The sequence below is a fragment of the Mycobacterium sp. SMC-17 genome (assembly GCF_045310915.1).
Classification (GTDB): Bacteria; Actinomycetota; Actinomycetes; order Mycobacteriales; family Mycobacteriaceae; genus Mycobacterium.
In genome coordinates, this window is sequence record NZ_JBJIAK010000002.1 from 146853 (window position 1) to 162013 (window position 15161).

At 68.1% G+C, this 15161-nt stretch carries 14 protein-coding genes; 4 read left to right on the top strand and 10 right to left on the bottom strand.

Annotation, left to right across the window (positions count from 1 at the left end; genetic code table 11):
- Positions 1-7 precede the first annotated feature (7 nt).
- The 7 genes from ACJH7A_RS02030 to ACJH7A_RS02060 form a co-directional block, all read right to left on the bottom strand.
- Positions 8-346 (bottom strand): P-II family nitrogen regulator, encoded by a 339-nt coding sequence (locus ACJH7A_RS02030; protein WP_020103781.1) that lies wholly within the window; start codon positions 344-346, stop codon positions 8-10.
- A 60-nt stretch (positions 347-406) separates the two neighbouring features.
- The gene (locus ACJH7A_RS02035) at positions 407-1726 is read right to left on the bottom strand and encodes an ammonium transporter (RefSeq protein WP_318985974.1); all 1320 of its coding nucleotides are present in this window, start codon (positions 1724-1726) and stop codon (positions 407-409) included.
- A gap of 254 nt (positions 1727-1980) precedes the next feature.
- Positions 1981-3390, bottom strand: a complete 1410-nt coding sequence (gene ftsY, locus ACJH7A_RS02040; RefSeq protein WP_318985973.1) for a signal recognition particle-docking protein FtsY — start codon at positions 3388-3390, stop codon at positions 1981-1983.
- Between the two features lie 113 nt (positions 3391-3503).
- Complete coding sequence (locus ACJH7A_RS02045) at positions 3504-5402, bottom strand: DUF222 domain-containing protein (protein WP_406801352.1); 1899 nt, start codon at positions 5400-5402, stop codon at positions 3504-3506.
- A 61-nt stretch (positions 5403-5463) separates the two neighbouring features.
- Positions 5464-9051: a chromosome segregation protein SMC gene (gene smc / locus ACJH7A_RS02050; RefSeq protein ID WP_406801353.1), complete on the bottom strand. Its 3588-nt coding sequence runs from the start codon at positions 9049-9051 to the stop codon at positions 5464-5466.
- A gap of 51 nt (positions 9052-9102) precedes the next feature.
- Entirely contained in the window at positions 9103-9381 is a 279-nt protein-coding gene (locus tag ACJH7A_RS02055) for an acylphosphatase (protein WP_212811904.1), read from the bottom strand.
- Complete coding sequence (locus ACJH7A_RS02060; RefSeq protein ID WP_212811905.1) at positions 9378-9785, bottom strand: OsmC family protein; 408 nt, start codon at positions 9783-9785, stop codon at positions 9378-9380. The genes ACJH7A_RS02055 and ACJH7A_RS02060 overlap by 4 nt, the downstream gene beginning before the upstream one ends.
- Before the next feature lie 99 nt (positions 9786-9884).
- On the opposite strand from ACJH7A_RS02060, the gene ACJH7A_RS02065 reads away from it, so the two are divergent.
- The 4 genes from ACJH7A_RS02065 (at position 9885) to ACJH7A_RS02080 (ending at position 12983) form a co-directional block, all read left to right on the top strand.
- Complete coding sequence (locus ACJH7A_RS02065) at positions 9885-10580, top strand: hypothetical protein (protein WP_212811906.1); 696 nt, start codon at positions 9885-9887, stop codon at positions 10578-10580.
- 84 nt (positions 10581-10664) lie between these two features.
- The gene (locus tag ACJH7A_RS02070; RefSeq protein ID WP_212811907.1) at positions 10665-11342 is read left to right on the top strand and encodes a DUF4878 domain-containing protein; all 678 of its coding nucleotides are present in this window, start codon (positions 10665-10667) and stop codon (positions 11340-11342) included.
- 88 nt (positions 11343-11430) lie between these two features.
- Positions 11431-12123 (top strand): hypothetical protein, encoded by a 693-nt coding sequence (locus ACJH7A_RS02075; RefSeq protein WP_212811908.1) that lies wholly within the window; start codon positions 11431-11433, stop codon positions 12121-12123.
- A 95-nt stretch (positions 12124-12218) separates the two neighbouring features.
- Positions 12219-12983, top strand: a complete 765-nt coding sequence (locus ACJH7A_RS02080; RefSeq protein ID WP_212811909.1) for a hypothetical protein — start codon at positions 12219-12221, stop codon at positions 12981-12983.
- Positions 12984-12992: 9 nt separating this feature from the next.
- On the opposite strand, the gene mutM is transcribed toward ACJH7A_RS02080, so the two are convergent.
- Genes mutM through ACJH7A_RS02095 form a run of 3 tightly spaced genes read right to left on the bottom strand, consistent with a single transcriptional unit; the run spans position 12993 to position 15146 of the window.
- Entirely contained in the window at positions 12993-13853 is an 861-nt protein-coding gene (mutM, locus tag ACJH7A_RS02085) for a bifunctional DNA-formamidopyrimidine glycosylase/DNA-(apurinic or apyrimidinic site) lyase (protein WP_212811910.1), read from the bottom strand.
- Positions 13846-14577: a ribonuclease III gene (gene rnc, locus ACJH7A_RS02090; protein ID WP_212811911.1), complete on the bottom strand. Its 732-nt coding sequence runs from the start codon at positions 14575-14577 to the stop codon at positions 13846-13848. Before rnc ends, mutM begins: the two co-directional genes overlap by 8 nt.
- Complete coding sequence (locus ACJH7A_RS02095; protein ID WP_406801354.1) at positions 14574-15146, bottom strand: YceD family protein; 573 nt, start codon at positions 15144-15146, stop codon at positions 14574-14576. The genes rnc and ACJH7A_RS02095 overlap by 4 nt, the downstream gene beginning before the upstream one ends.
- Between the last annotated feature and the right edge of the window lie 15 nt (positions 15147-15161).

Sequence of the window (15161 nt, forward strand, 5' to 3'; positions counted from 1 at the left end):
GCCGACGTCAGATGGCGTCGCTGCCCCGCTCACCCGTACGGACGCGCACCACGGTCTCGACAGAGGTGACCCACACCTTGCCGTCACCGATCTTGCCCGTCCGCGCGGCCTGCACGATGACATCCACGACCTTGTCGACCGACGCGTCGTCGACGATGACCTCGACCCGCACCTTGGGCACGAAGTCCACCGAGTACTCAGCACCGCGGTAGACCTCGGTGTGGCCCTTCTGGCGGCCGTAGCCCTGCACCTCGCTGACGGTCATCCCGAGGATTCCCATTTGCTCCAGACCGGTCTTGACGTCTTCGAGCGTGAACGGCTTGACGATCGCCGTGATCAACTTCATTTGATCAATTCCTTCCAAATAACCGCGGTACTCGTGGATGTCACCGTAAATCCTTCCCGATCACGCGAATTCATAAGCGGTTTCCGCGTGTTCGGCCTCGTCGATACCGGTGGCCTCATCTTCCTTGTCGAGGCGAAGGCCGATGGTGTACTTGACGATCAAGGCCAAGATAGCGGTAACGATCGCGGAGTAGGCAAGCACCGCGAACGCGCCGACGGCCTGACGCCACAGCTGGTCGAACCCGCCACCGTAGAACAGACCCGCCACAGCGGCCGGAGCCTCCTTGGTGGCCACCAGGCCGACCATCAGGGTGCCGAACAGACCACCGACCAGGTGAACGCCCACGACGTCGAGCGCGTCGTCGAAGCCCAGCTTGAACTTCAGGCCCACCGCGAGAGCACAGACCACACCGGCGCCCGCGCCGATCGCCAGCGCGCCGATGACATTGACCGACGAGCAGGACGGGGTGATGGCCACCAGGCCGGCCACGATGCCCGACGCCGCGCCGAGGGAGGTGGCGTGGCCGTCACGAATCTTTTCCGTCAGCAGCCAGAACAGCATCGCGGCGGCGGTCGCCACGGTGGTGGTGATGAACGTCGAGGCGGCGACACCGTCAGAGGTCAGTGCCGAGCCGGCGTTGAAGCCGTACCAACCGAACCACAGCAGGCCCGCGCCCAGCATGACGAACGGCAGGTTGTGCGGACGCATCGGAGTGGTGGGCCAGCCCGAGCGCTTGCCCAGGATGATGGCCAGCACCAGGCCCGCGGTACCGGAGTTGATGTGCACCGCGGTTCCACCGGCGAAGTCGATTGCCTTGAGCTGGTTCGCGATCCAGCCACCGTGCGTGGCCGTGATGCCGTCGAAGGCGAAGACCCAGTGGGCGACCGGGAAGTAGACGAAGGTGGCCCACAGCCCGGCGAACAGCAGCCAGCCACCGAACTTGAGGCGGTCGGCGACCGCGCCCGAGATCAGGGCGACGGTGATGATGGCGAACATCAGCTGGAACGCCACGAACACCAATTGCGGGATGGTTCCGGCGAGCGGAATCTGCACCGCCGCAGTGGTTCCCGCGGGCAGGTGCGCAACGAGCGAGTTGCCGCCGATGAGTCCCTTGAGTCCCCAGTACTGGGTGGGATCCCCGACGAAGCTCCACTTGTCATTGCCGAACGCCATCGAGTAGCCGTACAGCACCCACAACACCGTGACGACACCCATGGCGCTGATGCTCATCATGATCATGTTGAGCACGCCCTTACGGCGCACCATGCCGCCGTAGAAGAACGCCAGACCCGGTGTCATCAACAGCACGAGCGCTGAACTCACCAGCATCCATGCGGTATCACCGGTGTCCGGCGTGCCCAAGATAGGGAATCCATCCACTGGCCGCTTCCTCCTTAACCCATGTCACAGGCAGACGCCGATGACCTAGGCCAGAACTTTGCGCATCGGTTGTTTCGCCGACGGCGCGCGGGCGTTTCACGTATGTGAACGGATCGACCAGTTACGTTTCAGCGCGGTTAATGCCCTCTTCGCAGGCCCTGGCCTGCTCTGTGAGTTCCTGGCCGGCGGACACAAAACTGCCCTATTCCGGGTGGAATAGGGCAGTTTCGGGTTCTGAAGGCGAATGGCAGCGACTACCCCAGGAGCGCGTCGACGAAGGCGGCGGGCTCGAACGGCGCCAGGTCGTCCGGACCCTCACCGAGGCCGACAAGCTTGACCGGTACACCGAGCTCCTGCTGTACCCGGAACACGATGCCGCCCTTGGCGGTGCCGTCGAGCTTGGTCAGCACCACGCCGGTGATGTCGACCACCTCGGCGAAGACCCGGGCCTGCGGCAGGCTGTTCTGGCCGATGGTCGCGTCCAGCACGAGCAGCACCTCGTCGACCTTGGCGCGCTTCTCGACGACGCGCTTGACCTTGCCCAGCTCGTCCATCAGACCGGTCTTGGTGTGCAGCCGGCCCGCCGTGTCCACCACGACGACGTCAGCGCCCGCTGCGATGCCCTTGTCGACGGCGTCGAAGGCAACCGAGGCCGGATCCGCGCCCTCGGGGCCACGCACGATGTCGGCGCCGACGCGGGCACCCCAGCTCTGCAGCTGGTCGGCCGCCGCGGCACGGAAGGTGTCCGCCGCGCCGAGCACGACGCGACGCCCGTCGGCGACCAGCACGCGGGCCAGCTTGCCGACCGTGGTGGTCTTGCCGGCGCCGTTGACACCGACGACGAGCAACACCGACGGCTTGTCGGCGTGCGGCAGCGCCTTGATGGACCGGTCCAGATCGGTCCGCAGTTCCTTGATCAGCACCTCGCGCAGCACTGCGCGGGCGTCGGCCTCGGTGCGCACGTTGGCCTCGGCCATGCGGCTGCGCAGCGCGGTGACGACCGATTCGGTGGCGACCGGGCCCAGATCGGCGATGAGGAGGGTGTCTTCGATGGTCTCCCACGAGTCCTCGTCGAGGTCGCCACCGCCCAGCAGGCCCAGCATGCTGCGCCCCAGCGTGGTCTGCGACTTGGCCAGGCGGCCACGCAGGCGCTCCAGCCGGCCGGCGGTCGGTGCGATCTCGTCGCGCGGCGCAACCTCGGGTTCGGGCTCGGGTTCGGGCTCAGGAGCTGCCTCGGGTTCCGGCGCTGCCTCGGGTGCCGGCGCTGCCTCGGGTGCCGGCGCTGCCTCGGGTTCGGGCGCGACGGTCGGCTCGGGCTCGGCCACCACTTCCGGCTCGGCGACGGCTTCCGGTACCTCGGCGACCGCTTCCGGCTCGGTCACGACCTCCGGCTCGGGCAGCTGGACGTCGGCGATGGTGCGCTTTCGCGAGTCTCGCGGAATCTCGGCGTCGTCGCCGACGGTCGGCAGCTTCTCCGCGGTGTCCGAACTACTGAACGTGATGCCTGATGACGCCGTGTAGCCGCCGGACCGGTCCAGCTTCGGCGTCTCCTCCGGCGCGGACAGCGAAATCCTGCTGCGCCGGTAGCGGACGAATCCGACCACCAGAGCGGTGACAACGAGAACAGCAACGATCGCTATCGCGATCCAGAGACCTTCCGACACCGTGCCATTCTGTCAGCCGCACCAATTTCTGCCGCGGGTGGCAGACGTCCTCCCGGCCGGTGCAGATCGCCACAACGATCGTCTCGGGCGGCGACGCCAATCGATCTGAGTGCTCACCGTGGTGGTGGGATGTCGTTTTCGGCGGGTTGGCGTTGCTCGGTGGGTACCGGTGCCGCCGCGGCTTGGGCGGCTTCTGCGGCTTCGCGTTCTTGGCGTTCTTTACGCCGGCGGGCGAAGGCTTCTTGGGCGGCTTCGCGCTCGTCGATATCGGCTTGGTTGAGCGCGCGTTCGTAAGCGATCTGCTGAGCCTGGTTCTGGGCGCGGGTGCGGCGCCGGATCGGCATCATGACACCCCGGCCGGTAGCCGCGGTGGTGTCCAGATCGGCGATGTCTGGTGGTGGGTTCGGCAGCGGGGTGTCGGTGACCGTGCGGGGAAACAGGATTCGGCTTTCCGGCACGCTGATGTAGGTGTGGCCGGTGGGTGCGGTCCACACAATCGTCCCGTCAGGCTGTTGACGGTCACTCCAGCCGTCCCGGCCGCCGTAGAACGTTTTCAGCAGATGGTGTTTGCGGCACTTCGGGCTCAGGTTGCCCGGATGCGTCGGCCCGACCGGCCACGCAATCGTATGGTCCACATCGCAGGCGGTGGCGGGCTGGTCACAGCCCGGGAACATGCATGTCATGGCCCGCACCCGCACGAACTCATCCATCGCCGCCGACGGCCGGTACCGCGGCACCTCATCCAGATCGGCAGCTGAGGCGACGGTGCGGACTTTCGCGCCACGGGCCACCAGATCAGCGAGCACCGCCGGCGGCACCACGCCGCCGCCGAGGACATAACCGACCGCGGTGCGCACCGGCGCAGGGGGCTTAGTGGCAGTCGGGACCGGCGGGTGCGCCGCATGAGCGCCGGGGGTGGGCGCCGCGTCGCCGGCCGGTTCGAAACCAGCAGGGATCGGGTTTTCGGCGGGCCGCGAATCGGCCGCCGGTGCAGGCGCGGGCATCGGCGCCATGTCATCCGCCGGCGCGGGCTCAGGCTCGGGCGCGGCCTCGTTCACGAGTGCGGGCTCAGGCTCGGGCGTGAAGACCGGCTCAGGTGCGGGATTCGGTTGTGGTGCGGGATGCGGTTCTGGCGCCGGAGTCGGAGTCAGGGGCGCGGCCGGGTCCCCGTGCAACAGCGGATCCGCCACCGGCACCGGCAGCCGATCGGTGAGCACATGAATCATCACCGCCGCCGCCCGCGCATCAGGCCCCGCGGCCGGGCAATCCGGATTGCCGCACTGGCACACCAGCCGATCCCCACGGGCCGCCAACACCCCCAACGCGTCAGCCCGCCGCTGCCCGAACGTCCGCGGATCGTCATCGCACACCTGCCGGGCCATCTCGTCCAGCACCCGATCCAACAACTCGGCATCGGTGGCCAACAGTGCACCCCAGATCGAGGCCACCCCGGTCTCGTCATCGGGCTTGCCGACCCCGACCCCACGCCGGCGCGCAGCCGAGCGCACCTTGATCACCGCAGCGGGGTCGAACTTCTGCACCCAACCATCGATCTTGCGCTCAATCTTCTTGCGCGACAACCCCGCCCACTCCGACAACGCCCCCGCCAACGCAACATCGATCACCGCCAGCGTATTGGGATCCTCCACCAAACGGGTACGCCAACAGATCGTCCCGACCGTCCGCGCCGACACCCCACCGTCGGCGAACACCGCCGCCACCCGAGGTAGCCGGAACCGCAACGCGACCGCAATCGACAACTGCCCCGAGGCTTCGCGCTTCCCGATCCCCAGCGCCGCACCGACTTCGGCGACCGCAGCATCCCAGCCATCACAGGCCCACCACTGCCGGCCATCTTCGTCATCGACACGCAACGCCACCAGATCGGCAATCGCCCGGAACTTCCCGCACTCAGCGACATTCGACACCCGCGCGAAATGCACCACCGCATCGACCACGGAGGCATCGTGAACCAGCACACCGCCGGCCCCAACACCCACATGTTCGAACATGTGTTCGATTATGCCACCGAGGACTGACACGTGCCACAAAAAGTGCCACGCCGAACCTCGCCTACGGCTGGCTGGAAACCAACTCCTGGCCGCGCATGCGCTGCGAGATCACCTGGGTGATGCCGTCGCCCTGCATGGTGACGCCGTAGAGCGCGTCGGCGACCTCCATGGTCGGCTTCTGGTGAGTGATGACGATCAGCTGCGACTTCTCCCGCAGCTGCTCGAACAGACTGATCAGACGGCGCAGGTTGACGTCGTCCAGCGCGGCCTCGACCTCGTCCATGACGTAGAAGGGTGACGGCCGCGCCCGGAAGATCGCCACCAGCATCGCCACCGCGGTCAGTGACTTCTCACCGCCCGACAGCAGCGACAACCGCTTGACCTTCTTGCCCGGTGGCCGGGCCTCGACCTCGATGCCGGTGGTGAGCATGTCGCTTGGGTTGGTCAGCAGCAGCCGGCCCTCACCGCCGGGGAACAGTGTCGAGAAGACCTGCGTGAATTCCTGCTCCACATCGGCGTAGGCCTCGGTGAACACCCGCAGGATGCGCTCATCGACGTCGGCGATGACGTCCATCAAGTCCTTGCGGGCGCCCTTGACGTCCTCCAGCTGGGTGGACAGGAAGTTGTAGCGCTCCTCGAGCGCGGCGAACTCCTCCAGCGCCAGCGGATTTACCCGACCGAGCTCGGCCAGTTCCTTCTCGGCCTTCTTGGCGCGGCGCTCCTGGGTGGGCCGGTCGAACGCCATCGGCGTGGGCGCGCTGACCTGTTCACCACGTTCCTTGGCCTGCTCGTACTCGGCCATCTCAAGTTCGGTCGGCGGCAGCGGCACGTCCGGTCCGTATTCGGCGACCAGGTCGGCGACGGCCATACCGAACTGCTCCAGCACCTGCTGTTCGAGTTGCTCGATACGAAGGGCCGCTTGCGCTTTGGCGACCTCGTCGCGGTGCAGCGCCTCGGTCAGCGCGCCGGCGCGCGCGCTGAGTTCGGACACCTCTGCCCTGACCCGCGTCAGACCTTCGGAACGCTGAGCCCGCTCGGCGGCCAGTGCATCACGCTTGCGTGCCGCCAGACTCACTGTGGCAGCGAGCTTTTCGGCCACCAGTCGGCCGGAATCGGCGACAGCGGCCGCGACTTCCGCCGCGTTCTCCCGGGCTTCGCGCGCCCGCGCCGCGCGCACTCGCGCCTCACGCTCGGCGGCCGCTGCCCGGCGCAGCGAATCCGCCCGTCCGCGAACGGCATTCGCGCGTTCCTCCGCGGTACGCACTGCCAGCCGGGCTTCCACCTCGACTGCGCGCGCCTCTTCGGCGGCCGCCGTCGTCTCGGACCGGTCGACGAACTCGACGTCGAACATCGGCTCCTGCTGCGCGTTGTGGAACCGGTCTTCCAGCTCCGCCAGCTCGGCCAGCGTGCGGCTGCGGCCGGCGTCCAGTTCGTCGCGCTGCCGGACCAGTTGTTGCCATTCGGCCTCGGCGGTCCGGGCCTCGTGCCCGAGCCGGGCCAGTTGCTCGTAGATCGCCGAGATCGCGGCGTCGGATTCGTGCAGTGCGGCCAGCGCATGTTCGACGGCGTCGCGCCGCGCCTTCTGTTCCGCGAGGGCACCGGACAGCGCGGCGCCGTATTCGCTGGTCTGGCGTTCGGCCTCGACCAACGCGGCGCGCGCCTTGTCGATCTCCGCGGTGATCTCGAGCGCGCTCGGCTTGCGGTCGGAGCCGCCATTGACCCACCCGGCACCGACCAGGTCGCCGTCGGCCGTGACGGCCTGCAGGTCAGGTCGCGCCGCGACCAGCTCCAGCGCCGCAGGTAGATCCGCGACGACCGCGACCCGCGCCAGCATGGCATGCATCGCACCCGAGAGCCGAGCCGGCACTTCGACCAGATCCAGCGCCCACTGGGCGCCGGACGGCAAATCCCCACGCGGCGAAGCGTTTTCGACGGGCCAGTCACCGAGCACGATGGCCGCACGGCCACCGTCACCCTTCTTGAGCGCGTCGACCGCGGCGCGTGCGGCATCGAAACTCTCGGCCGCGAGCGCGTCGGCGGCGGCACCCAGCACCGCGGCGATGGCTGCCTCGTGCCCGGACCGCACCCGCACCAATTCGGCCACCGAGCCGAAAAGTCCTGCGCCGTCATGGTTTTCCTGCAACCACGCCGATCCGTCTTTGAGGTCGAGGGTCACCGACAGGGCGTCGATACGCGCGCGCAGCGAGGCCACCTGCTTCTCGGCGGCGCGCTCGGCAGCCTGCAATTCGTCGACGCGTTCGTCGGCCTGCAGCATGGCGTTGATGGTGCGATCGTGATGCTCATCGAGCCCGTACTCGCCGGCATCGAGCTCACCGACCTTGCTCTGCACGAGTTCGAACTCGGCTTTCGCCTGCTCGACCCGGGCGGCCGCCTCCTCGATGCTGCCGGTCAGCCGCACCGCGGCCTCGTCGATCGATTCGATACGGGTGCGCATGGTGTCGACCTGCCCGGACAACCGGGCGAGCCCTTCGCGCCGGTCCGCCTCGGCCCGGGCCGCCGCCATCTGGGCACGTTCGGCATCGGCCGCGGCGCGTTCGCATTCGGCCAGCGCACCGCGCGCCGCCTCCAGCCGGGTCCGGGATTCGGCGAGTTCGGCGAGCAGTTGTTCCTCGTGCTCGGCGACGGCCTCGGCCTCGGCGTCCAGCGCGTCCGGGTCCGGCCCGGTCGACACCTCAGGATCGGAGTCCAGCAGGTTCGTGCGTTCGGTGGCGATACGCACTGTGGCACTGACCCGCTCGGCGAGAGCGGACAGCCGGAACCAGGTCTGCTGCGCCGCCTCGGCGCGGCCGGACAGGCCCGCTACCGCCGCTTCGTGTCCCGCCAGTTCGGCCGACGCGGCTTCGAGGCGCTCGGTCACCTCGCCGTGCTCACGCCGCAGCGCGGTCTCGGTCTGGTTGGTGTCGTCGAACTCGGCCTGGCGGGTCACCAGATCGTCGGCGGCCAGGCGCAGCCGCGCGTCACGCAGATCGGCCTGGATGGTCTGCGCGCGCCGCGCCATCTCGGCCTGCCGGCCCAGCGGTTTGAGCTGACGGCGCAGTTCGGTGGTCAGGTCGGTCAGGCGCGCCAGGTTGGCCTGCATGGCGTCGAGCTTGCGGACCGCCTTCTCCTTGCGCCGACGGTGCTTGAGCACACCGGCGGCCTCCTCGATGAAGGCACGACGGTCCTCGGGGCGCGATTCCAGGATTTCCGAGAGCTTTCCCTGACCGACGATGACGTGCATCTCGCGGCCGATACCGGAGTCGGAAAGCAGTTCCTGCACATCCATGAGTCGGCAACTGCTGCCGTTGATCTCGTACTCGCTCGCGCCGTCGCGGAATACACGCCGCGTGATCGAAACCTCGGAGTACTCGATCGGCAGGGCGTTGTCCGAGTTGTCGATGGTCAGGGTCACCTCGGCCCGGCCCAGCGGGGCCCGCGACGACGTGCCGGCAAAGATGACGTCTTCCATCTTGCCGCCGCGCAGGGTCTTGGCGCCCTGCTCACCCATCACCCAGGTCAGGGCGTCGACGACGTTCGATTTGCCCGAACCGTTCGGCCCCACCACGCAGGTGATGCCGGGTTCGAAGCGAAGAGTCGTCGGCGACGCGAAGGACTTGAAGCCCTTCAGCGTCAGACTCTTCAGATGCATGGGGTGAAACCCTACCGTCGCGCCGGTTAAATGCCGGGGACCCCTGGGCTTCTAACGCTCAGAAAATCCCTCGATCGGGTCGCCCGCAGCGGCCCAGTCGTCGACCACCGTCGTCACCGTGCCCGGGGTGGTACCGCTGCGCAGGAGTGTCAGCAGCCGCTCGCAATCGGCACGCGGTCCCTGCGCGACGACGTGCACCCGGCCGTCCGGCTTGTTGCTGGCGTAGCCCGTGAGGCCCAACTCCAGCGCGCGGGCCCGGGTCCACCACCGGAACCCGACGCCCTGCACCTGGCCGTGCACCCAGGCCGACAGCCGAACTGCCTCGCTCACTTGTCGGCGAACCCGAAGGTGACCTCGGTGCCCGCCTTGAGCGTGCGGCCCACCGTGCAGACCTTGTCGATGGCTCGTTCGACGACGATCTTGAGCCGCTTGATCTCGTCCTCGGACAGGCTCGAGAGGTCCAACTCCATGGACTCCTCCAGCAGCGGGTAGACCTCGTTCTCGCGGTCCGGCGGGCCCGACACCCGGATGGTGGTCTGGTAGTCGTCGCCGAGCCGGGCGCGCAACGGCGCGTCACTGCTCATACCGCTGCACGCCGCCAACGCGATCTTGAGCAATTCCCCCGGGGTGAAGACGCCCTCGACGTCCTCGGACCCGACGAGGACCTCGGCTCCTCGCGAGCTGTGCCCGGTATAGCGGCGCACCCCGGTCCGTTCGACCCACAGTTCCGTCATGGCTCATTTGTACCGTGCCGACGCCATTGTTCCTGCGGGGAACCTCGTTGAGGCCCAGGTAATGTCAGGGTCCACACAACTCTCGGGGGGAGAGATCACATGACGTACCCACCGCAGGGCCCATATCCAGGCCCGTCCGGGTACCCGCAGCAGGGTCCGTACGGTGTCGGCCAGCCGGTTGCTCCTGGCTATCCCGCCTATGGCCCGCCTGGATACGGTCCGATGCCCGGCCAGCCGATGCCCTACGGCCATCCCGGTGCCACACCGCCGAACTCCGGCGGTCCGGGCAAGTGGCTTCTGATCGTCGGCGCGGTGGTGCTGGTTCTGGTCCTCGGCGGCGTGGGCGTCTACGCGCTGACCAGTTCCTCCGACAACGACCAGTCCACGTCCGCGAGCAGTCAGTCCGGCAAGCGCAAGGGTGCGGCGGCCAGCACAGGTTCGACGGACGAGGCCACAGCGCCGGGGTCGTCCGCTGGTGGCAATTCCGACGAAGACGAGATTCGCCAGTTCCTGGCCTCGTTCGGTGGCGGCGACATGGCGTCGATCTCGTGCGCCGGCGACCGCAAGTTCTTCGGCCAGGCGGGCGGCGGCGCCTTCGGGAGCATGCCGATGCCGAAGGTCTCGGGCGACCCGGAGAGCATGAAGACCCTCGACATCACCGTCACCGGCGACCGGGCCACGGTCCAGGCGCCGGGCTCGTCTCAGGTAGCCATCTACCTGCGCAAAGAAGGCGGCGAGTGGAAGTTCTGCTCCACCGACAATCCCGTGTTCAAGAATCTGCCCGGCACCCGCTGATCGGGCGACGCGGCTTGTCGCCGCTCCCGTCCGATGTCGACGGGCCTCTCTGCCGTATTCGGCGTTCACAAGGAGCGACCAAACATGACCTATCCGCCGTTCGGGCCGCAGTCGGGCGGCCAGCCGTGGCAGCCACCGCAGCAGCCGGCACCCGGGTATCCGCCGGCCGGCTACGGGCAGGCGCCCGGGTATGGGCAGGCCCCCGGCTACGGACAACCGGCCGGGTACGGACCGGCACCCGGCTATCCGATGGGGCCCGGATACGGCCAGGCGCCGGGCTTTCCGCCGGGACCCGGCCATCCCGGCGCACCGCCCCCGAACAACAACAAGAAGCTGCTGTTCGGCGGGCTGGCCCTGCTCGCGGTCATCGGCATCGTGATCGGCGTGGTGCTGTGGACCTCGGGCTCCGGCGGTGGGCTCAGCGCGCTGGGCGGTAACTCCGACGAGGACCGGATTCGCAGCCTGATGAGCGATCCGACGGCGTTGAAGGACCACCGGTGCGACGCCGACAACAAATTCTTCAGCAAGTTCCCCGGCCTCTCCGACGGCAAGAAGGCGCCCGTCGGACCGAAGGTCAAGGTCACCGTCAACAGTGTCGACGTGACGGGCGAGCGTGCCACCGTGAACGTCACCACGCGTGCGGAAAGCGGACGTGAGGCAACCACCACGATCTATTTCCGCAAGGAAAGCGGCGAGTGGAGGTACTGCCTGACCGACTCCCCGGAGATGAAGAAACTTCAGCAGCTGCCCGGGATGAGGTAACGCCCGAGGCTGACCGGCGTTTCCGGTGGTAGACGGCCCAGCGGTGTTAACTTGGACGGCAAGCACAGTTCACAGGGAGCGACCAGACATGACCTATCCCCCGCTCGGGCCGCAGCCAGGCGGTCAGCCGTGGCAGCAGCCGCAGCAGCCGGCACCCGGGTTCCCGCCGAGCGGCTACGGCCAGCCGGGATACGGCCCGTCCCAGCCCGCCTATGGACAACCCGCATATGGTCAGCCCGCGTACGGCCAACCGGGCTACGGCCAGCCTGGATACGGACAGCCGCCGGGATATCCGATGGGCCCGGGTTTCCCTGGGGCGCCGCAACCCAAATCGAACGGTCCCAAGTGGGCGCTGATCGGTGGCCTCGCGGCCATCATCGTCGTCGGCATCGTGCTCGCTGTGGTTCTGGTCTCGAATTCCGGAGGTGGGCTGAGCGCGCTGGGCGGCAACTCCGACGAGGACCAGATCCGCAGCCTCATGAGCTCGGGTCCGTCGTCGATCAAGGAACGCTCGTGCGAGAACGACCAGAAGTTCTTCAGCAAGTTCCCCGGCATCGCCGACAGCACGGGCACCAATCCGACGGGCGCCAAGGGCAAGGCGACCGTCGACAGCGTCAACGTGACCGGGGATACCGCCACCGCGGAGGTCACCGCGACGTCGAGCACCGGCCTGGAGCGTTCCGGCACGCTCTACTTCCGCAAGGAAAGCGGCGAGTGGAAAATCTGCTTCACCGATTCACCGCAGTTGAAGCAGCTCCAGAACCTGCCCGGCATGAAGTAACCGACCTGTGACTTACCCGGCCGCTGTTGGCATTTCGGGTAGTGGCGCTGGTGTTACGTTGGACACCAAGCACAGTCCACAGGGAGCGCGTAGACATGACCTATCCCCCGTCCGGCTCTGATCCGGGCGCCCAGCCCTGGCAGCCGCCACAGCAGCCGACCGAGGGATACGGCCAGCCCGCGTATGGTCCCCCGGCCTACGGGCAGTCGGCCTACGGCCAACCCGCGTACGGCCAACCCGCGTACGGACAGCCGGCGTATGGACAGCCGCAGTACGGGCAGCCCGCCTACGGTCAACCGGTCTACGGACCGCCGCCCGGATACCCGATGGGGCCGGGGTTCCCGGGGCAACCGGGGTTCCCGCCGCCCACCCCGCCCAACAACACCCGCAAGTGGGCGCTCATCGGCGCCGGGATCTTCGCCGTCGTCCTCGTGATCGGGGTCGTCTTCGCGGCGGTGGCCACGCGCTCCGACTCCGGTTCGGATTCGGCGTCCGGCAGTAGCGAGGTGACGATCGGCGGCGGGTCGTCGTCGGACGAGGAGAAGATCCGCGACCTGATGACGTCGCAGATCGAGACCTTCGACGACTTCAAGGCGCACTCCTGCGCGAACGACGTGAAGCTGTACGACAAGGTGCCTTCGATCGCGGGCAAGTTCGGCAAGGGCAGCGACGGCGACGCCGGCCCCGGTTCGACCAAACGCGCCGAGATCACCGACATCGACGTCAACGGAGATCGGGCGACGGTGAACGTCAGCTCGTCCACCGGGGTCACGAACGTTCCGCTGCGCAAAGAAGGCGGCGAGTGGAAGTTCTGCATGACCGATTCGCCGAAGTTCAAGGGCATTCCCGGGCTGAAGTAGCCCGGGCCGTCAGATCGGGCGCGGGATGCGGGGCCGCGGTTGGCATTTCGGGCAGTAGTACGACGAGCGGTTCATGAATTTCTCCCGCCGGATCGCCGTGCCACAGCGGCGGCACGGCTCCCCCTCCTGGCCGTAGGCGTCCAGTGAGCGGTCGAAGTAGCCGGACTCGCCATTGACGTTGACGTACAGCGAGTCGAACGACGTACCGCCCTGCGCCAGAGCCGAATTCATCACATCCGCCGCGTGGACGAGGAGCTCCCCGAGCCGGCGGCGTGCCAACGCCGAGGCCGGGCGGAACCCGTTGACCTGCGCCCGCCACAGCGATTCGTCGGCATAGATGTTGCCGACACCGGACACCACGGTTTGGTCCAGCAGCTGGCGCTTGATCTCGGAGTCCTTGCGCCGCAGGACATTCACCACGGCGTCCGGATCGAATGCGGGATCCAGCGGATCCCGGGCGATGTGCGCCACCGGCACGGGCACGACGCTGCCGTCGACCTCGACCAGATCACACACCTGCCAGCCACCGAACGTCCGTTGGTCGACGAAACTCAGCTCGGTACCGTCGTCGAGCACTGCCGCGATGCGCAGGTGCGACGGCCGCGCCGGCGGCCCGATCAGCATCTGGCCGCTCATGCCCAGGTGCACCACCAGCGCCTCGTCGCCGTCGAGGGTCAGCCACAGGTACTTTCCGCGGCGGCCCGTCCCGGTGATGCGGCGCCCGGCCAGCCGACCGGCCAGATCCGCCGGACCGTTGTCGTGCCGTCGCACCGCGCGCGGGTGCAGCACCCGTACCGTGGTGAAACCCTTTGCCACGACGTGTCTTTCGAGGCCGCGGCGGACGACCTCGACCTCGGGCAGCTCAGGCATTGCTGACGGCGTCAGCGTCGGGATCGACCGCGGGACTGGCCTCCAGCGCCTGGTATGCGGCCGCGGCGGCGTGCTGTTCGGCTTCCTTCTTGGTGCGCCCCGTGCCTTCGCCGTAGTCGACGCCGCCGACCACCGCGCGCGCGGTGAACTCCTTGTCGTGCTCCGGACCGGTGGACGTCACGACGTAGGACGGGACGCCGATCCGGCGGGCCGCGGACAACTCCTGCAGGCTGGTCTTCCAGTCCAGACCCGCACCGAGGCTCGCCGCGGTGTCGAGTGCGGCGCTGAACAGCCCCATCACCACGGTCTGGGCCACCTCATGGCCGTGCTCGACATACGTGGCACCGAGCAGGGATTCGAGTCCGTCGGCCAGTAGGTTCGCCTTCTGGGCGCCGCCGCTGGCCATCTCGCCGCGGCCCAGCAGCAGGTAGCTGCCCAGCCCGTCGGGAGTGAGGCTGCGCGCGATCTCGGCCAGCGCCTGGGTGTTGACCACCGCGGACTTGAGCTTGGCCAGCTCGCCTTCGCTGCGGTCCGGGTAGCGGCGGAAAATCTCGGCGGTGATCACCAACCCGAGCACGGCGTCGCCCAGGAACTCCAGCCGCTCGTTGGTCGGCAGACCGCCGTTCTCATACGCATAGCTGCGGTGGGTGAGCGCCACGGTCAGCAGATCGTCGGGCAACTGCACGCCCAGCGCTGCCAGCAGCGGCGCACGATCTACCGTCACGAACCGTCCTCCGACGAGGCCCCGTCGGCGTCGGAGGTTTCCGGCAGCAGCGCCGACAACTTCGCCCACCGCGGGTCGATCTTGTCGTGGTGATGGCCCGGTTCGGCGTCGAGCAGGCGCACGCCGCAATCCGGGCACAGTCCCGGGCAGTCCGGTGTGCACAACGGCGAGAACGGCAGCGTCAGCCCGACCTCGTCGATGATCGACTGTTCGAGATCGACGGCGTCGTCGACGACGTGGCCGACCTCGTCTTCCTCGGTGGTGGCCTCGGTCGTGCTGTCGGGATATGCGAACAGCTCGGTGAGGTCGACGGTGACGTGGCCGGACAGCGGGTTGAGGCACCGCGAGCACTCGCCGGTGGTCGGCGCGGACACCGATCCCGTCACCAGCACACCCTCGGACACCGACTGCAGTTGCAGGTCGAGTTCGATGGGCGCCCCGGGCGCGATCGCCATCAGATCCAAGCCGATCCGCTCGGGACTGGGCACGGTTTCGACGTGCGTGATCATCGACCCGGGCCGGCGGCCCAATCGGGCAATGTCAATGGTCAGCGGACTCGGGCCAGGCATTGCTCAATCCTACGT

Excerpts from the sequence above, each read along its gene's own strand:
- ACJH7A_RS02080 (WP_212811909.1), top strand. The coding sequence starts at position 12,219 with ATGACCTATCCCCCGTCCGGCTCTGATCCGGGCGCCCAGCCCTGGCAG.
- ACJH7A_RS02060 (WP_212811905.1), bottom strand. The coding sequence starts at position 9,785 with ATGACGGAACTGTGGGTCGAACGGACCGGGGTGCGCCGCTATACCGGG.
- ACJH7A_RS02070 (WP_212811907.1), top strand. The coding sequence starts at position 10,665 with ATGACCTATCCGCCGTTCGGGCCGCAGTCGGGCGGCCAGCCGTGGCAG.
- ACJH7A_RS02030 (WP_020103781.1), bottom strand. The coding sequence starts at position 346 with ATGAAGTTGATCACGGCGATCGTCAAGCCGTTCACGCTCGAAGACGTC.
- smc (WP_406801353.1), bottom strand. The coding sequence starts at position 9,051 with ATGCATCTGAAGAGTCTGACGCTGAAGGGCTTCAAGTCCTTCGCGTCG.
- ACJH7A_RS02045 (WP_406801352.1), bottom strand. The coding sequence starts at position 5,402 with ATGTTCGAACATGTGGGTGTTGGGGCCGGCGGTGTGCTGGTTCACGAT.
- ACJH7A_RS02095 (WP_406801354.1), bottom strand. The coding sequence starts at position 15,146 with ATGCCTGGCCCGAGTCCGCTGACCATTGACATTGCCCGATTGGGCCGC.
- ACJH7A_RS02075 (WP_212811908.1), top strand. The coding sequence starts at position 11,431 with ATGACCTATCCCCCGCTCGGGCCGCAGCCAGGCGGTCAGCCGTGGCAG.
- ACJH7A_RS02065 (WP_212811906.1), top strand. The coding sequence starts at position 9,885 with ATGACGTACCCACCGCAGGGCCCATATCCAGGCCCGTCCGGGTACCCG.
- mutM (WP_212811910.1), bottom strand. The coding sequence starts at position 13,853 with ATGCCTGAGCTGCCCGAGGTCGAGGTCGTCCGCCGCGGCCTCGAAAGA.